Here is a 21,587-nt window from a genome sequence, read left to right on the forward strand (position 1 = left end):
CCATCGCGTCGACGCTCCGTCGCCGGCGCAGCCAGGAGGTCACTCCAGCAGCAGTGGCGGCTTGCCGCGCTTGGCGCGGAAGTAGTTGGTCAGGCGCGTGCTCGCCTCCTTGGCCAGCACGCCGCCGTGAACCTCCACGCGGTGGTTGTGCCGCGCGTCGCCGATGAGGTCGAACACGCTGCCGCAGGCACCGGTCTTCGGATCACTGGCGCCGTACACCAGCCGCGCCACGCGCGCATGCACAATCGCCATCGCGCACATCGCGCAGGGCTCCAGCGTGACGTACAACGTGCTGCCAAGCAGGCGATGGTTGCCGATCGCCCGGCCCGCGTGGCGCATCGCCACGATCTCGGCATGCGCACTGGGATCGTGGTCGGCGATGTTGAGATTCCAGCCCTCACCCAGCACCTCGCCTTGGGCACCCACCAGCACCGCGCCGACGGGAATCTCGTCGAACTCGCGCTCGGCGCGGCCCGCCAGGACCAGGGCGTGCTGCATCCAGTGTTCGTCGCGGTCGTGGACCGGAACGCCCAGCGGCGGTGGCGGCGGCAGGCGCTCAACCACGGCGTTCGGCCTTGCGCAGGAAGGCCTCGAAGGCAGCCAGCGTAGCCTCGCTGACGTGATGCTCGATGCCCTCGGCATCGCGCCGCGCCGAATCGGCATCCACCCCCAGCGCCAGCAGGAAGCGCTCCACCGTCTGGTGGCGCGCCCGCATTTCAACTGCGAGCTGCTCGCCGGCCGGGGTCAGGAACACCCCCCGGTACGGCCGCTGTATCGCCCAGCCCTCCTTGACCAGCCGCTTGAGCGCCTTGGCCACCGTGGGCTGGGCGACGCCCAGGCGCGTGGCGATGTCCACCTGCCGCGCTTCGCGACCATCGGCGATGAGATCGGCAATCAGCTCCACGTAGTCTTCCACCAGCTCCGACCGGCGCGCCTCGCGCACCTGCACGAACCCTTCCACGTGCATGTGGGCATCGATCAGCGGGGATGGCGGTTTGCGGGTGGTCGGGGTCATGCAGGCTCCTGCGGGCGGCCGCGGGCAGAAGACGCTGGCGGCTGGAGGCGCAGTTTACCGCAGCCGTTCCGCATCCCCCTCACGGCTGGCTGCGGTGGCGGTCCAGCGCGCCATAATGGACACCGCTCATCCACGCCCTCCGCCCATGTCCGACCTGCCTGCCCTGCCCACCCTGCCACTGGGCCATTACCGTCACTTCAAGGGCGGCAACTACGAGGTGCTCGGCATCGTCCGGCACAGCGAAACCCTCGAGCCGATGGTGCTGTACCGCCCCCTCGATGCCGACATCGGCGTCTGGGTCCGACCGTATGCGATGTTCATCGCCCAGGTCGACGTGGACGGACAGCCGCGCGCGCGATTCGCACGCGTCACGGACTGATTCCCGCGCGTTGCCCGCCGCGGCGCGCCTCAGGCGGCCACTGCAGGCAGCAGCGCACGCAGCCGCGCCAGCACCGTCTGCACGGCCGGGTCGGCGGAAGGCTCAAGCGCCTGCAACCGTGTGGCCAACGTACCCAGGACGTCGGCGACCGACGGCGCAGCCACGTTCGATGCGCCTTCGTCGAGATCCAGATGCGCGCCGATGGCCGCACCCATCACCTCGAAACAGGCGACCCCCGCCGCATCCAGGCGCGAGGGCAACGGATCCAGTGCGCACAGCGTGCCGAAGAAACTGCCGTCACGCCGTCGCACCGGTACCGAGATGTAACTCTCAAAGCCGTACATCGCCGGCGTGTGGTGCCGAGAGAATACAGGGTGCTCGCTGGCCTGGTTGAACTGCACCGTCATCTGGTGCTGCCGGATTTCATGGCAGATCGTGGTTTCGAGCACGAGATCCTGCCCCGGTGCGAGGCCGAAGCCCAGCAGGTCGTGCACCGCGCAGGTGGTCCAGCGGTCGCTGGTCACCCGCGCCACGGCAACGAAGCGCATCGCGGTGAGGTCGCTGGCCAGCGCCAGGATGCCCGGTACCGCCGGCATCGCCTGCAACTGCGCCACGTCGAGCATGCGCGGGTCGCTGGGCGGAGTGTCGTCGTTTCCTGCGCTCGGCCCCCAGTTGGACTCATCGACGAGGTTGTCCAGCACGGCGAGACGGCGATCAAGCACCTGCGCCGTCACCCGCTCGACCAGACCACGCACCGCCGCCGACAGACCGCGCGCATCGGTGATGGCGCCGACGAAGTGCAGCCCCTCGCCCACCAGACGAATCTGCTCGACGGCAAAGGTCTCGCGCAGGCCGCGGCCCGCCTCACGGTGGAAGGCAAGCATCCAATCGTCGGGCGGTACGCCGTCGAGGATCGCGGTGATGATGACCCGCGACCCGCCTGGCGCGTCCTGCTGGCCGGGCAGATCGAAACCGATCACTGTTGGAAAACGCGTGCCGGTAGTCATAGCCCCCCTGTCGGCGCGTCTGCGCGCCTGTCCACCATTGTCGCACGAATGCCGGAGATGCCCGTACCGTGCGGGCCCGGCGTCGGGTGTCGCCGCGTGAGGCGCAGGAAGCATCCATGCGCCGGTCGTTTCCGTGCCACACGCGATCGGTGACATCGGTGGGTCGGGGACGGAACGTCATGCGCTGCCCCGGCGCAGCCACGAACGGTTTCCCCGCGTGATACCTGCCGCACGGCCTGCGACCCCGGAACGGCAGTCCTTCCATCGGCATCGCCATCGCCGCGCCCTGTCCTGCAGGCGGAAAGCTGCGTCCCGTATCGGCGGAGGACCGCCGGCCGTTGCCGCCCCGTTGACCCACGAACGCGGCGATCGCGGCCTGCGCGGCACTTTTCCCGGCTGCCGGTCGATATGGCCCGGTGCTGAACCGGGCGCCGCCGTCGTTCCTGAGCGGGCTGGATGTTGCGGCGCAGCAGTACAATTACTGACCGTACCGCATTGCCTCCCGCTGCCCAATGAGCTCTCCCGCCCTTTCCCTCGCTGCGCGCCTGACCCCGCGCGAGCGCACCTTCATCCTGCTTGCGCTGTCGCTGGGCGGCTTTGCGATCGGTACCAGCGAGTTTGCGAGCATGGGCCTGATGCTGGAGATCAGCCGCGGCCTGTCGATCAGCGAAACGCAGGTCGGCCACCTGATCAGTGCGTACGCCATCGGCGTGGTGGTGGGCGCGCCGGTGCTGGCCTTCGCCGGTGCCGGATTTGCGCGACGCTCCCTGCTGCTGGCGCTGATGGGCTTCTATGCGGTGGGCAACCTGGCCAGCGCGCTGGCGCCCAACTACGGCACGATGCTGCTGGCGCGCTTTGTCGCCGGCCTGCCGCACGGCGCCTACTTCGGTGTGGCGATGCTGGTGGCAGCCGCGATCAGCCCGCCGTCCCAGCGTGGATCGGCGATGTCCAAGGTGCTGCTCGGCCTTTCCGTCGCGATCCTGGTGGGCAACCCGCTTACCACTTGGCTGGGCCAGATGCTCAGCTGGCGCACCGCGTTCGCGCTGGTCAGCGTGCTGGCCATCGCCACGGTGGCGATGATCGCCCGCTTCCTGCTGCCCGACCCTGACGAGCAGCGCACCTCGCCGATGCGCGAGCTGCGCGCCTTCAACCGCCCGCAGGTGTGGCTGGCGCTGGCGATCGGCTCCATCGGCTTTGCCGGCATGTTCTGCGTCTTCACCTACCTGGCGCCGACGCTGGTGCAGGTCACCGGCCTGGCCGAATCCTGGATGCCGGTCGCGGTGGGCATCTTCGGCATCGGCGCGATCATCGGCAACGTCGCCGGTGGCTGGCTCGTGGACCGGTTCCACTTCCGTGCAGCCGCCGTGGTGCTGGTGTGGTCGGTGATCGTGCTGCTGCTCTACCCGCTGGCGGCGCGCTCGGTGTGGAGCATCTTCCCGATGATCGTCGCGGTGGGCACGATGGGCGCGCTGGCAGCGGTGCTGCAGACCCGTCTGATGGACGTGGCCGGAGAAGCACAGACGCTGGCGGCCGCCTCCAACCATGCCGCCTTCAACACCGCCAACGCGCTGGGGCCGTGGTTTGGTGGCATGGCCATCGGTGCCGGCCTCAGTCCGGCCACCACCGGCTATGTCGGCGCTGCCACGGCGTTGGGCGGTCTGCTGCTGTGGGGCGTGGCAATGCTGGTCGAGCGCCAGTCACGCGCGCTCGCCGTGCCCTGCGAGCGCTGAGCGGCACGGCGATCAGGCGACCGGCCTGCTCCGCGCCTGATCGATCTGCGCCAGCAGTTGCCTGCGGTCCGTCACGCCCGGCATGACCCGCACCAGGTTCCGCAGCATGCGCAGGTCCTGCTGCCAGCCGAGCTGAGTGCTGAGCTGGTGCAGGGCCTTGGCTTCACCGCCTCCGCCGCGCACATGCGGCACCTTCAACAGGTGCGCATCCAGGTGGGGCATGGCTTCCACCTGCATGCGCAGGCGCCGCACTTTGCGCCGCCAGCGGTGCAGCCGTTCCGGCTCCGGATGTCGATGGGCCCGACGTTCCGCCTTGCGCACGCGGTTGGCACTGCGCGCAAGGCCGGCCCGTACCTGCGACAGGGTGATCGCGGCCCAGGGCTGGGCATCCAGCAGCGCGCCGACCCGCCGGACCCGATCACGCCGGCGACCGAATGCCGGATCGCCGGCCAGCGCGCGCCGCAACCAGGCATCGCGACGCGCCTGCAGGCGCCCGATCACATACGGCCACGGCGCAGTGGGTGCGCGGGCGGCGAGCAGCGCCGCCGTCTCCACGGCCACGTGCGCGTCACGCAGTCCGGAAAGGCCATCCCCCAGCCGGCGCAGCATGGCATCGGCGTCACCCAGCGCAAGGTCGGTACGTTCCAGCAGCGACAGCAACGCCCGCAGGCGCCGGATCGCCTTGCGTGCGGCGTGCACGGATTCATGCGCGTCCCCGCCCAGCGACAACGCCTGCTCGATATCGCGGCACGCCTGGCGGGCAAGCGCATGGGCAGCGCTTCCGGGAACAACCGACTGCATGGCACCCCACCGGAATCGTCACGGAACCGGCAGTGTAGCGGTCGATCCGCCCGCCGGATTCACGCCCGCCAGGCGGGGTGTGCCCCCGTGTCGGTACCGGGACCGCCCGGTACCGATCAGGCCGTCGCCGGGGGCGACCGGTACTTGACCTTCATCGTCACCGTCCCGGACTTGCCCATCGTCAATTTGATGGGTACCTCCGGATGCGCCGACTTGATGTGCAGCCCTGCTTCTTCGCTGAGCGTGATCTCCATTTCGTCCACGTTGTTCTCGGCGCCCGCCTTGATCAGGTCCGCTGCGGATTGCGCCTGTACCTCCACGCTGGGCTTGAAGAACTTCCGTGCCAGCGCGGCCGCTGCCACCAGCGGCCCCAGCGGTGTCAATACGCTCAGCGCCATGCCGGCGGCGGCAATACCCGCAGCCGTGGTCAGGTCATACGATGGAGCGGATGCGTTGTCGGCCATGTTTCCCCCTTGTAAGGGGGCACTATATGAGCGCCTTGCGCGCCCAACAAGGCACCTGTTAGCGCTACGTCGGCCGGTACCAGGACCACACGTGCGGCGGCACACGCCCCTCCAGATCAATCCCCAGCGCCACGTGGGCATCCAGGGCGTCGCGCAGCAGCACCTGCGCGCGTACGGACAAGGCATCGCGCGCGACCGGTTCCTCCGGCAGCACCGCAGCCGACCAGTCGAACAACCCGTCGGCGCGCGCCAGCATCGCGGCGGCGAGCCAGGCGCGCAGCGGGTGGATCCGGTGACCGCCCTCGGCCAGCGCCTGCACGGCGGGCCGCAGGAGATCGTTGGCACCCCGTACCCACTCGGTCCTGCCACCGGCCTTGTCCTGCACGGTGAGCGGTGCCGGCGCGCGATGCGCCTTCAGCGGGCGGCGCAGCGCCAGCTCGACATCGCGCGCGTCGCGCTGGGTCTCGGTTTCAATCAACACGCCGGCGTCGAGATCGAAGAACTCGAACCAGCGATGGTGGAGCGCGCCGATGCGCGCCAGCGGATCGCGCGAGAACCCGATCTTGCCGTAGTCCTCCCACGCGCACGGAAACACATAGGCGAAACAGCGCCCATCGAGCGCGATCGGGGCGTTCTGGTCCTGCATCGGTTTCATCATCGGTGGTTTGCTCCCGTTCTGGACCACCGCCAGATTGACGGGACATCGGCTCATGAGCTGCGAACGCAGCGCGAGCGCAACGTGACGACCGGCAGCTTGATCCCCTGTCGACGCTCCGACGCGCATGCTGCGACCCAGGCCACCGAGGAGACCCCCAATGCGGAATCGGACCGTCGCGCAGCGGGGGCCGCATGATTGAGTGGACACCCCTGCCCCGCGCGTTCTACCAGCGTCACCCCACCGAGGTGGCACCGGACCTGCTCAACACGATACTGCTGCGCGACGACGGACGTGCCGGGCGCATCGTGGAAGTGGAGGCCTACGCCGGCGACCAGGATCCGGCCGCGCATTCGTTCCGCGGCATGACCCCGCGTACGCGCACGATGTTCGGGGAGGCCGGGCATCTGTATGTCTACTTCACCTACGGCATGCACTGGGGCGCCAATGCGGTCTGCGGCGACATCGGCCAGGGTTGGGGCGTACTGCTGCGGGCGCTGGCGCCGCTGGCCGGGATCGATCGGATGCGCCAGGCCCGGGTCGCCGCCCGGCGCGATCGTGACCTGGCCAGTGGGCCGGGTCGCCTGTCGCAGGCGCTGGGCATCACCGGCGCACTGGACGGCACTGATCTGACCGACAGCGCCGGGCCCATCCGGATCGTCAGCGATGGCATGCCGCCGCCCTCGCAGCCTGGTGTCGGCCCGCGCATCGGCATCCGCCGCGCCACGACGTTCCCCTGGCGCTGGCATGTTCCCGGCAATGACCATGTGTCCGGCCGCCGGCGTCCGGTTTGACGACCGGTGCGACAGATTCACGCGCGTATTGCCGGGTCGCGCTACAGGACCGGGTAAACTGACGTCTTCTTTCACGGTGGATCACGATGGGCCCGTTCGACCGCACTGCCCGTCTTCGTTGGCAAGCCGCGTCGCTGCTCGCTGCAGCGCCCGTGGCCGCCTTCGCGACAGGCGGCTCGCCGGCCTCGCCGGCCGCGACAGCGTCCTTGGCCTCGCGCACGGCCTTGGTGCAGGCGCTGCACGCGCGGTTGCTGGCGGGACACAGCGCGACCAGCACGCTGGAGACCTGGTGCGCCGAACAGGGCCTCGCCGACACGGCGAAGGTACGGGCGGTGCGCGTTGAGGGTGTCGTGCGCGATGCACCGCCCGAAGTGCGCGAAGCGCTGCAGGTCGAAGCCGATGTGCCGCTGCGCTACCGCCGTGTGCGCCTGGTCTGCGGCACCCGCGTGCTGTCCGAAGCGGACAACTGGTATGTCCCCGACCTGCTCACGTCCGCCATGAATGCCACGCTGGATGGCAGCGACGAACCATTTGGACGCGTGGTGAAGCCGCTTGGCTTCCAGCGCCAGACGCTGGGTGATGCCACCTGCTGGCCCGACTGCGGCGAAGGCCCGCAGGCCACTGTGCTGGAGGTGCGCGCCGTGCTGCGCGACCACCGGCAGCGTCCTTTCAGTTACGTGATTGAACGCTACCTGCAGGGCGTGTTGCCCTGATGCCTTGTCCTCGATGGTAATCGCGATTGATTGCGACGCAGGACGAGCTTGATTGCGGCCGCCTTCGTGCAGAAACATGACACATTGAAGCCGCCCGACATGATGCCGGGCGGCATGATCACTACAGGAAGACGTATCCGAGCGTCCCATCATTGGTAACGGCGGGAACCCCCTCGCAGTTTGCTTGCAGCGAGTCGAAATGTCGCCATTGCGTTCCGTTCCACTTGAACACGCATCGGTAGAGTGGCGTCGTCCCCGGAAGCTGCACAGTTGATATGAAACCAACCGGGCCGTTGTCCGGGGTCCGGTACCCGCCTTCGCAGTTCGGATCGAGGTAGGAGAACATGTCCCAGTTGGTGATCCCCCAGCACCAGTAGATCGGTGCGCTGTTCTCAAACGGTGCTGCAGAGATAAAGCCCAACGAGCCTCCCATTTTCCATCCTATCTCCTCCCAATTCTGCGGCCAGAACCACAACGTGGCAAAGGTCTGGGAAGACGGGCGATGCAGCCGGAGAATCTCACGCAGCATCACGCCTGGCGGCAGGGACAACGTCGCTTCCATATGGACAGTCGTGGCTGGCGGACTTTCGGACTGCGCATCCTGTGCATGGACTTCGGACATGCCTGCCGAAGCCAGGAGGATCAATACACCATGTATATTAACTCGCACGTAAAGCTCCCTATTTTCTATCGCGAACCTCGTGTCCGCGAATCGATACTAGCGATGAAAACCAACAGAAAGTGCGACTTAATCCCAACTACGGCGCACTCCATCAGAAGAACATCCTGACCGAGCAACAAACGACACGCGCCGGCGCAGGGTCGCTTGCCTTTTCCTGCAAGCGGACTCAGTCCGCGCCAGCCTCCTACAGCCCTGCAGCCGGCATATCCTTCCCGCAGCCGGCATACCCTTGGGAAGGATGTGTTACATCCGTCGTCAGCGACCGCGTAACGCCACCGGACGCGTCAGAGCAGCGATCGTCCGCGCATGCGCATGAAGCGCTGCAGCCATCGCAGTTTTGATCGGAACGACGCCGGGTGGATAATCACCGTTGGAGGCGACGGACGCGCAACTGATGCTGCTTGCATGGTTCGACGGAAACGCGGCGGCCGCAGCCACCTAGTCAAGGCCGCACGATCGGCGCGGGCACCAGCACCGCCCCCGCCTCCCTCACTTCCCGCTCCAGCGCGTGCAGGAATCCACTGAACCCCTGCGGCGCTTTCGACACCCGGCGTGCGCTGGTGGCCACCACGGGCCGTGCCAGCCAGGCGATGGTCGCGCCGGTGTTGCCGAGCATGTGGATGAGCGCAACGTCCTCGCCGGTGCGCAGCGGCGCGAACCCGCCGGCTGCCGTGTAGGCGGTGGCGCGCATGCCCAGGTTGGCGCCGTGGATATGCGCGTGTCCGTCCCTGGCCAGCTCGCGGCAGGCGAAGGCCCTGCGCACGGCATCGGGATAGTCCAGCCAGTCCACCACGTCCACCACGCCGCAGAACACATCCGCGCCGCAGCGGGTCTGCTGCCAGAGCCAATCTGCAGGCACGACCGAATCGGCGTCGGTACTGGCGATCCAGCGCGCACCGTGGGAGAGCGCCACGGTCGCTGCCGCCGCCCGTGCCGCGCCGACGCAGCGCGCGTCCACCACCACCGTTGCACCCCCCTGGTCGGCGCAGATCGAGGCGGTGTCGTCGCTGCAGTCATCCAGTGCCACCACCGTGAGCACCGCCTCGCCGCGCAGGCCAGGGTGGGCGGCCGCAAGCCGGACCGAGGCCAGGCAACGTGCAATGACCGGCGCCTCGTTGTGTGCCGGTACGATCACGGCGATCACCGCAGCCCCTCCCACGCAGCAACGCTGGTGGCGCGTGCACTCCACCCCTGCAGCAGCAGATCGGCGTCCTGATAGGTAAACACTTCCACCAGGTGTTCCGAGAGCGCGCCGTGCACGTCTTCGGTGGTGCTGCGTGCCGCGTCGAACGGTGGCCGCCAGTGGCAGGCCAGCAACAGTCCATCGTCGGTGAGGCTGTGGCGCAGCTGCCGCGCCATCTGCTGCAGCGCCGATGACGGCAGGTAGTAGCCGACTTCGCTGACCACGATCAGGTCGAAGCGGCCGGAAGGCCAGTCCTGCGGATGGGTGGCCCGCTCCAGGCGCACCTGCGGCCATGCCCGCGTCGATACCGCCGCGTCGGCCAGCGCATCGGCACTGATGTCTGTCCCCAGCAGCGCGTCGCACCGCGCCGCCAGCGCTGCCGTAAGCACGCCGTTGGAGCAGCCCAGCTCCCACGCACAGGCGTATCGCCTTCGCGGCAGGCAGGCCAGCGTAAGCGCGCGCTTGCGGGCCTCGTACCACCGGCTGCGGTAGTGGAACGGGTCCGGCTGCTGGTACAACGCATCGAAATAGGCCGCCGTGCTCATCCGATCAACACCTCGAAAGGACGGCGGAAGCGCGCCGTGACGTGTTCGGGAAGAATGGGTGCACAGGCCAGTCCGTCTACGGCGCCGGTCTGGGTGGCGAACGCGTCCAACGCGCGCTGCTTGCGGCGCAGCAAGGTGGCGCTGAGCGGAATGCGGGCGGCTGCCGACCACGGCGCCGTCATCGCGTGCGGGTCGAGCCAGTGCCACGCCCAGACCGGGTACTGCAGCACGTTGACGGCACGGGATGCTGCTGCCGCCAGCGCGGCCCGTCCGGTCGCGTCATGGTCCGGATGTGCATCGTGGATCCACGGCGCCACCAGCAGATCGCCAGCCACAAGTTGCGCGGCCAGCGCCGCGGCCAGGTCCGCCTCATGTGTGGCAACAGCCCCGTCGGGTAGCGCCAGCGTGGTGACATGCGTGGCATCCGTGCCCAGCAGCCGCATGGCATCGGCCAGCTCACGCCGGCGTGCATCGCGGAGTCGCGCGGCGGGCCACAAGGGCTGGTCGGTATAGCAGGCCTCGCCATCGGTGACCGACACCACGTGCACATCGATGTCCTGGTCCAGCGCCGCCTGCATCAGGCCGCCGCAACCAAGCACTTCATCGTCCGGATGGGGCGACACCACCACCAGCCGGCGTATGTCGGCCAGGACCGCGCCGGCCTCCCTGTCGGGCAGCGCGCGCAGCCAGCCGCTGCGGTCCCAGTCGACCTCGCGGTTGCCCGGCCCGCTGATGGGCACGGTCACAGTGTCCACGGTCCCTCCTGGGCGTGGACGGCTCGCCCCAGTTCGGCCCAGTCACGATCGCCGTGGCTTTGTCGAATGAAGACCGTCAGGTCGCTCCAGCGCGCGGCGTGCCCGGCCTCCAGGCACATCGGTGCCGGTCCGAGCGCGCGGCCCACCGCATCCAGCACCTGTACGCAGGTACGCTCCACCACGCTGCGCACACGGATCACATCGGCCTGGTGCGGCTGGGAAGGCATGGCATCGATCCATGTCGCCAGCTCACGCAGCAGCGCCGCTGACGCCTGCAGGCCCATGTCGACCCGACCGAGCAGCGCGGCGATCTGCGCATCGCCGGTCACACGCGGCGAGCGCTGCAGCGGTGCAGCCAGCGCCACCGCCGCGCCGTACCAGCACGCCGCGATGCCCGCGCCACCGTGCCAGAAGCCCGGCCGGGACAGGTACGTGCCCGGTTTGCCGACCGGCTCGGCGGGGACGGCGGCGAACTGCACGGTACCGCTGGGAATGCCGCCCATGCCGGTTGCGTGCCAGGTCAGCGGTTGCGGGTGCATGCCTTTCGCATCGGCGCGCACGCGGACCAGCTGCGTGCCTTCTTGGCAGCGCGCCGTCACCAGCGCCTCATCCACCAGGCCGGCACCGGAGCACCACGGCTTGCTGCCACTGACGGTGCCCGTGGCTGGATCGAACGACAACGTCGCCTGCGGCCCTTCGGCAGCCCACACCGCCGCCAGCGTGCCTTCCGTCAACGGCGGCGCGTGCAGGTCGGCCAGAATCGCCTGCGCGTCGTAGTGGGCCTCCATCACCTTGGCCACGCACAGATCGCGCGCAGCAATGGCCCCCAGGGCGCGCCAGCGCTCCAGCGTGTGGCCGCGCCCGGGCAGCGGCAGCGACGGTTGCCGCGCGAGCACGTCGCGGGCATCAGCCTCCAGCGCGGGGGCTGCGTGTCCAGCGCGCCGATCCATGTCAAGAGGGGCAGTCGCGATGGCGGGGGCCTGCATGGTCGAACACCGTTGAGGATGGAGCGTCCATACATACCGGCGCGTGCGTGGCAGATCAGTGACCGGTATGTGCGCGTCGCGTGTTTGGCCCCTGGGGTGCCGTACGGTTCATGAACGCGGGCACACGGCCGGTCATTCCCGCAGTCCATCTATCGAAACAAGCGTGCACAGAAGGCCTGCTCTATCATGGAGCCCGATAGAGGCCCGCTCTGGGCCAGTACCCCACGCACGCAGGCAGTATCAAGGATGGCAATCGATTGGCGCCCCTCTGGTTGGGGCAGGCTTCTGACTCGATCCCCGCATTGGTGGCTTCGCCTGGACGGCGACCACGTCGAGCTCAGCATCGATGGGCAGCGTCACCGGGAGTTCCTCACGGATGCGCATCGGGTGCAGGTGATGCCAGGTGTGCTCTGGTCGCGCGTGGCCGTGGAGCGCGATGCGGGCCCCTGGCTGTCCGTCGATGGCCTGCCGAACGCCCACGGTGTCCAGCTCGCCTCGGCCATCGACGTAGTGCTTCACGAACGCCGCAGGCGTGAGCGCAAAGCGCTGTTCGACACGGTACTGGGCCAGATCCTCACCTGGTTGGGCGCTGCCCGCGCCCTGATCGACGCGGGCGACCGCGGCCGTCGGTGGATTACCCACGAAGAGCAGGCCGCCCTCCTTGACGCCCGGCCCGTCCTGCCCGTGGCCGCGCCGGATCTGGAACCGCTGTTCCTCGACGCGGAGATACACGGCGACCTGCAGTCCCCACCCCATCAGCGCGCCCTGTCTGCCCTGCACGACTGGACACTGGACTGGCCGGCGGTGATCGCCCACGCCAACGAGGGCATGACCACCCGCGAACTGGTCCTGGCCAAAGACCTCCTGGACAAGGTCGAAAGCCAGCCGCTCACCGAAGAGCAGGCTCGTGCGGTGATCTGCTTCGACAACCGGGTACAGGTCGTCGCATCGGCCGGCTCGGGAAAGACATCCACGATGGTCGCCAAGGCTGCCTATGCGATTGACCGCGGTTTCGTCGCGCCCGAACGGATCGTCATGCTGGCGTTCAACAAGGATGCCGCCAACGAACTGCAGGAACGTGCTCAGCGCTCCTTCGCCCGTCTGGGCATGGCCGACACCGTGGTCGAAGCCCGCACGTTCCATGCACTGGGCCTGGCCATCATTGCCAAGGCCACCGGTCGCAAGCCGGACATTCCCGCCTGGGCCGTCGACGCCGCGCAGGGCTTCCACAAGCTCACCGAACTGGTGGACGACCTCAAGGACCGCTCCACCCGTTTCCGCACCCAGTGGGACATGTTCCGGCTGGTGTTCGGCCGCGACCTTCCGCCGTTGGGCGAGGACATGCTGGCCGATGGCTACGACCGCGAAGGCAAGCCCTACATCCGCACGCTGCAGGGCGAGCGGGTCAAGAGCATGGAAGAGTGCGTCATTGCCGACTGGCTGTTCTACAACGGCGTGAGCTACGAGTACGAACGTCCGTACGAGTTCGATACCGCCACCGACGCCCACCGCCAGTACCGGCCGGACTTCTACTATCCCGACGCCGCCCTGTATCACGAGCATTTCGCGCTGGATGCCAATGGCCAACCGCCCCGGCACTTCGCCGGTTACATGGACGGCATGGTCTGGAAACGCGAGGAACATGCCCGGCGCGGTACCGCACTGGCCGAAACCACGTCCTTCGGGCTTCGCAGTGGCCATGCCCTGGACTACCTTACCGACCGGCTCAGCGCCTCCCGCGTGGCGCTTGACCCCAATCCGGATCGCGAGCTGCCCGACGACGGCGCCAAGCCGATGCCCGATTCGGATCTGATCGGCCTGATGCGCACGTTCATCGCCCATGCCAAGAGCAACTGCCTGTCGCTCGATGACATGGCCGCCCGCCTGCAGCAGATGCCCGAGGACCACTTCAAGGAACGCCACCGTCGCTTTCTTGAGATCGCCGGCCCGGTAATGCAGGCGTGGGACAACGCCCTGACCGACGAGAAGAGCATCGACTTCGAGGACATGCTGAACATGGCGGCCAGCCTGCTGGAGCAGGACCGGTATGCATCGCCCTACGACCTGGTGATGGCCGACGAGTTCCAGGACGCGTCCCGCGCACGTGCCCGCCTCTGCCGCGCGCTGGTGAAGCAGCCCGGCAGGTTCCTGTTTGCGGTCGGCGACGACTGGCAGTCGATCAACCGCTTCGCCGGCGCCGACGTCTCGGTCATGACCGGCTTCCGCGACTGGATGGGGCAAGGCCAGGTGCTCAAACTCGAGCAGACCTTCCGCTGCCCGCAAGCCCTGTGCGACATCTCAAGCCGCTTCATCGGCAGGAATCCTGCCCAGATCGACAAGGTCGTCCGCTCGGTTACCCCGGCGCACGGGCCGGTACTGCTGGCCTTCCAGCTCGCCAAGCGCGACGAGGTGCCTGACGGGGTGCGGCAGTACCTGGCGGCTCTGCACCAGCAGTTGCTCGCCGGCGAGATTCCCCGCGGTCGAAACGGCCGCGTCTCGGTGTTCGTGCTCGGCCGCTACCGGTCCGACCGCAGCGTCGTGCCTGCCGATTGGAAGAGCGCCTTCGGCAGCACGATGGACATCGAGTTTCTCACCGCCCATCGCTCCAAGGGCAGGGAAGCCGACTACGTGATCCTGCCGGGCATGGTCAACCGTGGCTTCCCCAGCCTGCGTTCGGACGATCCGGTGCTGTCGCTGGCGATGCCCACCGGCGACACCTACCCGCTTAGCGAAGAGCGTCGACTGTTCTATGTCGCCCTCACCCGCGCCCGGCGCACCGTTGCGCTGTTCACGCTGCTGGGAAAGAACTCACCCTTCCTGGACGAACTGGTCAAGGACGGCGCCGTCAAAATCACCGGCGTCACCGGCATTCCCGTCACGGAAGAGCGCTGCCCGGTATGCAAGGTCGGCGTATTCGTGGACCGGACCGGGCCGCACGGGCCGTTCAAGTCCTGCTCCAGTTATCCGGCGTGTCACAACAAGCCGACGTCAATGCGGCGGCGGTGATGAGCAAGGGATAAGCGCTACAAAGATCTTGGTCCCTCGCGGAAGAGACGCCCGCATCTTTCCCTCCATCACGCCCTTCTTAAGGTCAAACCAAGGATCCATGTAGCCGCCCGGCACCTTGAGCAGGTAGTGGTAGTCACGGTATCGAACCGGGCTGTGGATGCACACAATGCTCCCTTCGGGAGGCGGGCTTGGTGGATGCCAATCGGCGATCACCTTGACGCCCTGCTTGAACAGCGCATTGGCAATCTCGTCGATCTCAAAACCCCGGGGCCGAGCGCCCACCGGCTTACCCTTTTCCTTCTCGAGCCAGCGCTTGGCGCGCGCGTATGGAACGGCCATCAACGACGCCACACACGCTGCGGCGCAACCCCATGTGTGTTCCTGAGAAACTTCGCCATACTTCTGCATTGACGCTCCAAACGCACTCTTATGTGGCAGCCGTCGGAAAGGTCCACAGCACCGTCATCACACCGGGCTAGATCGGATCGAGAGAGCTCTGCGGGAACACTGACACGACACGCCAGCCTGTTGCGTAGAGTTGGGAGACGGTGACAGAGCCGGCTGCCTTGCAGCGGAATACCGTGGCGTCATCGAATGGTTTCATCACGCCCGCCGGCGTGGTCTGGGCTTCAGCCAAGCAGACTTCGCCCTGACCGGCCCACGCAGTACTGGAAGCTGCGAGCAGAGCACCGGCCAACCAGATACCGTTGAGATTCATGTGACGTTCCCTGTAAGCCACCATCCTGGCGGCCATCCAAATCTAGCGCATCCGTATCGGGGCCGCCAGCGTGTCGCCCGAAGGATTTGCACACCAACGTCTTGATCCCACGAACGCTATCCGTGATACCCAGAGATGGGATGGAAACGCCTACAGCAGGAGCTCGGATTCAAGGTCATCCAGAAGGCCGTGAACCTCTTTAATGGTCGGGCGCCCTTTCAATCGACTCTCGACGTCTCTCATGGCTTTATCATCATAGTCCAAATCACTTGCAATCCTCTTGATTCTTTCATCGAAATCAACGAGATGCGCGATCTCGACTACCCGCCCCGCGCCTTTCGCCTCCTCTTGGCTGCGAAGCGCCAAACATGCGTAGAGCGCTTCGACATAGTCGATGAACTTGGCGGGAAACAACGGCACGTGATCTGGCTTGTGACCATCAAGCAGATGGCCGAATGGAGCGTCGTACGCGACCTCTTTGGAGTCGACAATTTTTGTGTGTGCAAAGCTATCTGCAAACGCGTGAATCACCACGCCGATCTTCCAGTCCTCGATGCCATTCTTGAGCATCTGAGCAACATATCTCGCCAAACCAGCCCTTCGCTTTGCCACGTCCGATCCGTGCAGCGAATGAAGCACTCTCATGATCTGCCGCGGGCGGTCGCCGTTGAACCACTCAATTGCGTTGTGCGTTGCCTTCAGGTCGTCGAACTCATCAGGCAGCTGTGATCCCCATGCGAGTTCAAGCGCAGAGTTGACGCGCCAACCTGCCAAGCGGGCCACAACAAATGTCGTATATCTATGTCCGTCTTCGTTGTACTGAATCTGCATTACGGCCATGCGCTTTCTCCCTGTCGTGAGATACACACTGCCAAGTGGGCTGCCGGTTTCAGCAGCCCGCCCCGTCGTACTAATTGAGCGCGAACGTGACCGGCACGCTCACCCGTCCTGCCATGCCAACCCCGTTCTCCTGCGCCGGGTTGAACCGCCATTTCCGCGCGGCTTCCATTGCCGCCCTGTCCAGGTCACGGTTGCCCGACGTTTTTGCGATGGCCACGCTGGTGACCGCGCCGTCGGCGGAGACATCCACGGTCAGCGTCACTTGGCCTTCTATCCCGGCACGGAACGCGGCAGGCGGATACCGCGGGGGATTCATGCTCTTGGACGTCGCGTCCACCGTTGCTTCACTGCGGGACCGGGTCGGCTGGGATGCCTCCTCGGCGGAAGGAGAGGCCGATGCCGCCGGCGCGGAGGCCGTCGCAGGCGCCTGGGCCGGCTCGCCCCGGTCTCGCCGCATCTGCGCGCGGGCCTCGGCGACCACGTCCGACGGACACCCCTTCTGCGCCGCTTCTTTTGCCGCCTTGCCAAGGAACTCGCACGCGCTCTGGTCGCCCTTGCCGCCCATGCAGTAGTCGTTGGCCAGCAACGACGATTTGGCAAGCGACAGGCATTCCTCGTGAAGCGCCTCTGCCGGCGTCCTCGTGGTCACGGCACACCCTTCCATGACCTTGTTGGCCACCCAGCCGGCGATATCGCGGCAGGCAGCAAAGTTGCCCGACTTGCAGTTGGAACGCGCCTCTTCCTCGCCCTTCGCAATCACTTCGCACGTGCCACCGGCCGCGGCCGGCGCCTCCTGCGGCGGCTCGCCGGCCACCTCGGCAACATCTGCGGCCGCACTGGCGGCGATGCCGCTGGCAGGTGCCTCTTGCTCGAGCGGCGCACCGGATTCGATCATGTCCGCCAGAAGAATGTGATTGAGCCTGCCACCCACAGTGGCGATACCGAAGCCGCACACCGGCACGCCGCGCGTACCGAACATGGGCGACTCCCTGCCACCGGTCACCAGCTGACCCTCGGCGATGCGCCGGTTGATGACGGCGCTGCTGTTCGGCGACCACACCTCGTAGGCCGATGCGCCGACGTTGACCGTGCCCACCGAAAGGCTGTCGCCATTTACCCGGACGGTACGGCCAAACTGCGTTGCGACGCCGTCGAAGAACACCGCCTCGCCGGCCTTCAGCGGCCCGGGTTCGCTGGCGAGATCACGTCGGCCCGCCGATGCGTCCAGCGCACCGGAGGTGGTCGCGCTGACGAAGTGGATCTTCATCTCCAGGCAGGTCTTGCTGGCACCGTCGTTGGCGTTGGGATACGCCTCCAAGTACGCATCCAGATGCTGCTCGATCGCGGCGAGGTCCGGATTCTCTTCAAGCCCCTTCTTCTGCGCGCACCCGACAGCCAGCATTGCAACAGCGAAAACAACCACATTCCGCATGGACCGCATGAAACCCCCTGTTGTACTGATGACCAACGCTCATGTGCGCGCCAATCATCCACATCGCATTGCAGCGCAATGCTTCCTTTGAACCCTCCAACGCACGCATGTCCTCTGGGCTCGAGACGGCCCCACGGGTCCATGAATGCCCCTCCCGCACTACGTCGTCCTTACGGGCAGAGGATTCTACTTCGGAATGTTCACGTTGCTGACGGCCCCCTGTGCAACCGCCGACGTACGCCATCCCCGGCTGGCGGCGCTGGACATACGTCACCCGTCATGGCCACGCCACCCACGCCCCCGGCTGCACTGGCTGGACAGTCAGGGTACTCGTTCTGGCCTGCACGCCCAGCGTGCGCAGCGGCGCCTCCACTTCCTGGTACTCCGCAATGCCCGAGATGCCGTAGTGGATGGGCACGATGGACCGCGCGCCAAGGACGGTGGCGGCAGCAATGGCCTGTTCGGGGGTAAGCACGCCCGGCTGTCCGCTGACCGGTTTGCGCCAGCCGAACCGGGCACCGTTGATCGGCAGAAAGGCCATGTCGAAAGGACCCAACTGTCGCGCGATCTTCCACCAGTGCCCGTGCCACATCGTGTCACCGCCGTGGAAGATCCGTCGCCCGCCCGCCGACACCACCCACGACACCTGCGGGTCGCCGTAGCCGTCCGACGCGGGTACCGCCGTGGCGGTGAAGTCGCCCAGCAACTGCGGCTCCCACAGCGTTGCAGGACGCGCCCGGGCTTTCGGGGGGATCGGGAGCGGATGGGTTCCGGCGGGATGGATCACGCTGCCCCCCGCGTGCAGCGCCTGCGCCACGGCACCCGCATCAAAATGGTCCGAGTGCACATGGGTGAGCAGGACGCTGGTCTCCCCCACCGCATCCGCGACCGGGATCAACACGTCCGGCAGCGCCGCGCCCCACTCGGCGGCATTGGTCAACGGATCGATGAACAGGGTCGAGCCGGGGAGCTGGAGACGGATGCCTGCCCAGGCCAGCCGCTGGATGCGCAGGCCGCCCTGTGTCGGCACCTGCGCGGCAGCCAGCGATGCGGGCAGCAGCAGCGCCGTCGCTCCGGCCGCACAGCCGGACAGGAAGTCCCGTCGCCCCACCCGGACACCGCCCGATGCAGGCGCGCTCATGCGACCTCCGTCGGACGCGCCAGATAGGTATCCAGCTCGAAAATGCCCTGGGCGTCGATCGCCTCCAGATTGCGCTGGTGCCAGATCCGCTCGAAGTCGGTGGGTTCAACGCCCGGCGCGAGGCACGCGTCCATCGGGATGGCCGCAATCCTCTCTCCCAGCGGGCCTGCGTCTGCCTGCGCGCGCAGGGTTACCACGGTGCGCCGTAGGTGCTCCAGATAGTGCAGCGCGTTATCGAGCACCGTGGCATCGAACGCGCCGATGTGTCCGCCGACCACGGTGCCGCGCCCAAACTGCCTGGCCCGCCCAATCGCCGTCCGGATCTGTGCCGGGTCCGCCTTGGAGAGATAGACGATATTGCCCACGATGTTGTCGCCGACGCAGACCAGATCGGCGGTGGGGACATCCACGCTGAGGTGGTCCAGGGTCTTGCCCGGGTTATGCAGCAGGCGAAGCTCATGGCGACCCCAGCGGATGCGCATCGCGCTGTCGAACACCACCTGCGGCTCACGGTAGAACGCATCCACGCGGCGGTTCTGCGACAGGAAGGTGTGGCGATAGTTGCGATGCGCCACCGTCATCGCCTCGGGAAACACGGTGAGCCCGGCGATGTGATCGCTCATGAAATGGGTGAAGACCATCATGCGTACGGTCTTCCCCATCTGCCGGCACAGCAGATCGCGCAACCGCCGGGCATCCGTCGCACTGCCCAGGGCGTCGACCAGCAACACGTCGCTCCCGTTGAAGAACACGGTCGCGACGGACGCATGTTCGTCGCCTACGCATAGCGAGACGTCCGGACCCAATGGTGTCAGATGCACGGCGGCTTCCCTTGAGGTGGAGGCCGCCATGATTGCCAGCAGCCCCGAGGCTGACAAACGACATGATTTGACCTTCAGGTTAGAAAACCTAACCTGATAGGATCGATCATCGGTGGTGGTTGGAGCCCTGGATGAAACCGCGTCACGCCCCTCCTCTCAACGCCCTGCGCGCATTTGAAACCGCTGCACGTTGCCTGAGCTTCCAGAAGGCCGCAGCCCGGCTTTTTGTCACGCCGGCGGCCGTGAGCCATCAGGTCAAACGGCTCGAGGACCATCTGGGCATCGCGTTGTTCGAGCGCGGCCATCGGACCGTCACGCTGACCAGCGAAGGCGCCGCCCTCGCCACCTCGCTGAGCGATATCTTCGAGATGCTGGACCTTGCTCTGGACCGCGCTTCGCCTGCAGCCACCGCCGACCTGCGCGTCAGCACGATGGAGTCCTTTGCCGCCAAATGGCTGGCTCCGCGGCTGCCCCGCTTTCACGCCCGTCACCCTGATATCCAGGTGCGGATCGTCACCTCCGACCAGTTGGCGGACCTCGGTCGCGACGGTATCGATATCGCCCTCCGCTATGGTCCCGGAGCCGGTTACGGCAACCCGGCCGACCTGCTGATGGAGGCACCGGTGTTCCCCGTCTGCGCGCCAGGGACCCTGCGTGCCGACGGCCTGCCTCTGACCTCGCCCGCCGATCTCGCCCACGTCACCCTGATCCATGACCAGAGCGCGGAGGGCCGGCCGGGTGTGCCCGACTGGGCCGCGTGGCTGGCGTTCGCCGGCGTGCCGGCGGTGCGTGCGGATACCGGCCCGGTGTACCCCAGCATCTACCTGGCCCAGGAAGCGGCCCTCCACGGGCACGGCGTGGCATTGGGCGTGGGACCGCTGGTGGAGGAAGACCTCCGCGCAGGACGGTTGATCCGCCCCTTCGAAGCGCAGCTGCCCAACGCGTATGCCTTCTGGACGGTCTGTCCGGCTGCGGGGCGGAAGGTGGAAGCGACGGATGCGTTTCGACGGTGGTTGGAGGTGGAGAGCAGGGCGTCGCGCTCTCTTGATGATCGACCAACCTAGTATTTGCACGAGGCCATCAGTTGTTGCAGAAGCAGGCTACATGCCTGCCTATGAGGCCACAGTGTTGTTCTGCCCCGGTTGAATCGCCAAGCGTTGCAACTCGTTGCATGTCGCTCCTGTCCGTCAGCCCTATCTTTTCCCGTCAACTCCCGACGGTTCCCGGCCCAGAATGTCGTTGGATAGCCTCCGTGAGCTCACGGGCGCGCCCTGGTTGACTTCTGGCGGGAAGGGCTGGCTGTGCGGGATTCCGGAGGTATCGCAGGAACGCGACTCAGCCCCCTTCAGACGTGAGTTACAGATGATCGTGAGAAAGTACGATGACATTGACTGGCACACCGGCGGAGACTTTCCAGCCGACCTCGATGCTTCCCATGCCCGCACCCATATCGCCCTCTTCCTGGAGTGGGCCATCCGTCGCGGGCATGAAAGCGACACGCTTCGCTCCTTGCATCCTGATGCGCTGCATTCAATTCGCCAAGGAAAGCTGAGCGGAAAGGACCTGCTTGCCCAATGCTGCGATGACAAGCTTACGAGCGACGACTTGTCAGAAACGGGAAATGGCTTCGCGCAGGCGTACTACGAAGCATCCTGCCTGGAGGATTACCTGGATCTTTCTGACGATGATCTGCCGACCCTTTACCACGAACCCTACGACCAGAAAAAAACACGAGACATATGCGAGAAGCTCGATGCGCGATTTCACCAATGGTCGAAACAACTCGACCATGAATGACGTTTCGCTGGACGTGGTGGCGCTCACCCTCGTCCCGCCCTTATGTCAACGTCGAATTCCGCCACTGTTCCGCGCGAGAGTCGCGTCACGCGACCAGCCAGACTACGGCTGACATCTTCG

24 protein-coding genes are annotated in these 21,587 nt (G+C 66.7%); 7 read left to right on the top strand and 17 right to left on the bottom strand.

Features of this window, described 5'->3' with window-relative positions; translation table 11 throughout:
- Window positions 1-39 precede the first annotated feature (39 nt).
- The gene (tadA, locus tag ACPEH1_RS10325; protein WP_017356908.1) at window positions 40-564 is read right to left on the bottom strand and encodes a tRNA adenosine(34) deaminase TadA; all 525 of its coding nucleotides are present in this window, start codon (window positions 562-564) and stop codon (window positions 40-42) included.
- On the bottom strand, window positions 557-1,015 hold the full coding sequence (gene mntR, locus ACPEH1_RS10330) for a manganese-binding transcriptional regulator MntR (protein ID WP_017356909.1): 459 nt from the start codon (window positions 1,013-1,015) through the stop codon (window positions 557-559). Before mntR ends, tadA begins: the two co-directional genes overlap by 8 nt.
- 145 nt (window positions 1,016-1,160) lie before the next feature.
- Here mntR and ACPEH1_RS10335 point away from each other — a divergent pair, with 145 nt between their 5' ends.
- Entirely contained in the window at window positions 1,161-1,394 is a 234-nt protein-coding gene (locus ACPEH1_RS10335; protein ID WP_017356910.1) for a DUF1653 domain-containing protein, read from the top strand.
- Window positions 1,395-1,423: 29 nt separating this feature from the next.
- On the opposite strand, the gene ACPEH1_RS10340 is transcribed toward ACPEH1_RS10335, so the two are convergent.
- Window positions 1,424-2,401, bottom strand: a complete 978-nt coding sequence (locus ACPEH1_RS10340; protein WP_243746254.1) for a GAF domain-containing protein — start codon at window positions 2,399-2,401, stop codon at window positions 1,424-1,426.
- 512 nt (window positions 2,402-2,913) lie between these two features.
- Between ACPEH1_RS10340 and ACPEH1_RS10345 the strand changes: the two genes are divergently transcribed.
- Complete coding sequence (locus ACPEH1_RS10345; RefSeq protein WP_026070905.1) at window positions 2,914-4,131, top strand: MFS transporter; 1,218 nt, start codon at window positions 2,914-2,916, stop codon at window positions 4,129-4,131.
- 12 nt (window positions 4,132-4,143) lie between these two features.
- Here ACPEH1_RS10345 and ACPEH1_RS10350 read toward each other — a convergent pair whose 3' ends face one another.
- From ACPEH1_RS10350 to ACPEH1_RS10360, 3 genes are all read right to left on the bottom strand, one after another.
- Complete coding sequence (locus ACPEH1_RS10350) at window positions 4,144-4,932, bottom strand: CHAD domain-containing protein (protein ID WP_423715733.1); 789 nt, start codon at window positions 4,930-4,932, stop codon at window positions 4,144-4,146.
- Window positions 4,933-5,048: 116 nt separating this feature from the next.
- Entirely contained in the window at window positions 5,049-5,396 is a 348-nt protein-coding gene (locus ACPEH1_RS10355) for a hypothetical protein (RefSeq protein WP_287255081.1), read from the bottom strand.
- Between the two features lie 64 nt (window positions 5,397-5,460).
- Window positions 5,461-6,054, bottom strand: a complete 594-nt coding sequence (locus ACPEH1_RS10360; protein ID WP_017356915.1) for a GIY-YIG nuclease family protein — start codon at window positions 6,052-6,054, stop codon at window positions 5,461-5,463.
- Between the two features lie 191 nt (window positions 6,055-6,245).
- Here ACPEH1_RS10360 and ACPEH1_RS10365 point away from each other — a divergent pair, with 191 nt between their 5' ends.
- Both ACPEH1_RS10365 and ACPEH1_RS10370 read left to right on the top strand, forming a co-directional pair.
- Window positions 6,246-6,845 (top strand): DNA-3-methyladenine glycosylase, encoded by a 600-nt coding sequence (locus ACPEH1_RS10365; protein WP_136005386.1) that lies wholly within the window; start codon window positions 6,246-6,248, stop codon window positions 6,843-6,845.
- An 86-nt stretch (window positions 6,846-6,931) separates the two neighbouring features.
- The gene (locus ACPEH1_RS10370) at window positions 6,932-7,558 is read left to right on the top strand and encodes a hypothetical protein (protein ID WP_017357647.1); all 627 of its coding nucleotides are present in this window, start codon (window positions 6,932-6,934) and stop codon (window positions 7,556-7,558) included.
- A 121-nt stretch (window positions 7,559-7,679) separates the two neighbouring features.
- Here ACPEH1_RS10370 and ACPEH1_RS10375 read toward each other — a convergent pair whose 3' ends face one another.
- From ACPEH1_RS10375 to ACPEH1_RS10395, 5 genes are all read right to left on the bottom strand, one after another.
- A complete protein-coding gene (locus ACPEH1_RS10375) occupies window positions 7,680-8,180 on the bottom strand; it encodes a hypothetical protein (RefSeq protein WP_423715734.1) in 501 nt (166 codons plus the stop codon).
- A gap of 502 nt (window positions 8,181-8,682) precedes the next feature.
- Complete coding sequence (locus ACPEH1_RS10380) at window positions 8,683-9,384, bottom strand: glycosyltransferase (RefSeq protein ID WP_423715735.1); 702 nt, start codon at window positions 9,382-9,384, stop codon at window positions 8,683-8,685.
- A complete protein-coding gene (locus tag ACPEH1_RS10385) occupies window positions 9,381-9,968 on the bottom strand; it encodes a class I SAM-dependent DNA methyltransferase (protein ID WP_423715736.1) in 588 nt (195 codons plus the stop codon). Before ACPEH1_RS10385 ends, ACPEH1_RS10380 begins: the two co-directional genes overlap by 4 nt.
- Complete coding sequence (locus ACPEH1_RS10390) at window positions 9,965-10,723, bottom strand: PIG-L deacetylase family protein (protein ID WP_423715737.1); 759 nt, start codon at window positions 10,721-10,723, stop codon at window positions 9,965-9,967. The genes ACPEH1_RS10385 and ACPEH1_RS10390 overlap by 4 nt, the downstream gene beginning before the upstream one ends.
- Window positions 10,711-11,673 (bottom strand): acyl-CoA dehydrogenase, encoded by a 963-nt coding sequence (locus ACPEH1_RS10395; RefSeq protein ID WP_136005496.1) that lies wholly within the window; start codon window positions 11,671-11,673, stop codon window positions 10,711-10,713. The genes ACPEH1_RS10390 and ACPEH1_RS10395 overlap by 13 nt, the downstream gene beginning before the upstream one ends.
- A 288-nt stretch (window positions 11,674-11,961) precedes the next feature.
- Here ACPEH1_RS10395 and ACPEH1_RS10400 point away from each other — a divergent pair, with 288 nt between their 5' ends.
- Complete coding sequence (locus ACPEH1_RS10400; protein ID WP_423715744.1) at window positions 11,962-14,715, top strand: UvrD-helicase domain-containing protein; 2,754 nt, start codon at window positions 11,962-11,964, stop codon at window positions 14,713-14,715.
- Here ACPEH1_RS10400 and ACPEH1_RS10405 read toward each other — a convergent pair.
- The 6 genes from ACPEH1_RS10405 to ACPEH1_RS10430 form a co-directional block, all read right to left on the bottom strand.
- The gene (locus tag ACPEH1_RS10405; protein WP_166473116.1) at window positions 14,698-15,126 is read right to left on the bottom strand and encodes a hypothetical protein; all 429 of its coding nucleotides are present in this window, start codon (window positions 15,124-15,126) and stop codon (window positions 14,698-14,700) included. The genes ACPEH1_RS10400 and ACPEH1_RS10405 overlap by 18 nt on opposite strands.
- A 67-nt stretch (window positions 15,127-15,193) precedes the next feature.
- Entirely contained in the window at window positions 15,194-15,436 is a 243-nt protein-coding gene (locus tag ACPEH1_RS10410; protein WP_423715738.1) for a hypothetical protein, read from the bottom strand.
- Window positions 15,437-15,586: 150 nt separating this feature from the next.
- A complete protein-coding gene (locus ACPEH1_RS10415; RefSeq protein ID WP_166473118.1) occupies window positions 15,587-16,276 on the bottom strand; it encodes a hypothetical protein in 690 nt (229 codons plus the stop codon).
- A 70-nt stretch (window positions 16,277-16,346) separates the two neighbouring features.
- Window positions 16,347-17,708 (bottom strand): energy transducer TonB, encoded by a 1,362-nt coding sequence (locus ACPEH1_RS10420; protein WP_423715739.1) that lies wholly within the window; start codon window positions 17,706-17,708, stop codon window positions 16,347-16,349.
- Between the two features lie 277 nt (window positions 17,709-17,985).
- Complete coding sequence (locus tag ACPEH1_RS10425; RefSeq protein WP_287255074.1) at window positions 17,986-18,849, bottom strand: MBL fold metallo-hydrolase; 864 nt, start codon at window positions 18,847-18,849, stop codon at window positions 17,986-17,988.
- Window positions 18,846-19,700, bottom strand: coding sequence for an MBL fold metallo-hydrolase (locus tag ACPEH1_RS10430; RefSeq protein WP_423715740.1), 855 nt, complete (start codon window positions 19,698-19,700; stop codon window positions 18,846-18,848). The genes ACPEH1_RS10425 and ACPEH1_RS10430 overlap by 4 nt, the downstream gene beginning before the upstream one ends.
- A gap of 101 nt (window positions 19,701-19,801) precedes the next feature.
- Here ACPEH1_RS10430 and gcvA point away from each other — a divergent pair, with 101 nt between their 5' ends.
- Both gcvA and ACPEH1_RS10440 read left to right on the top strand, forming a co-directional pair.
- Complete coding sequence (gene gcvA, locus ACPEH1_RS10435; protein ID WP_136005399.1) at window positions 19,802-20,734, top strand: transcriptional regulator GcvA; 933 nt, start codon at window positions 19,802-19,804, stop codon at window positions 20,732-20,734.
- A gap of 169 nt (window positions 20,735-20,903) precedes the next feature.
- Complete coding sequence (locus tag ACPEH1_RS10440) at window positions 20,904-21,467, top strand: hypothetical protein (protein ID WP_423715741.1); 564 nt, start codon at window positions 20,904-20,906, stop codon at window positions 21,465-21,467.
- Window positions 21,468-21,587: the final 120 nt, after the last annotated feature.

The organism is Stenotrophomonas sp. NPDC077421 (assembly GCF_049545505.1).
Lineage (GTDB): Bacteria > Pseudomonadota > Gammaproteobacteria > Xanthomonadales > Xanthomonadaceae > Stenotrophomonas > Stenotrophomonas nematodicola.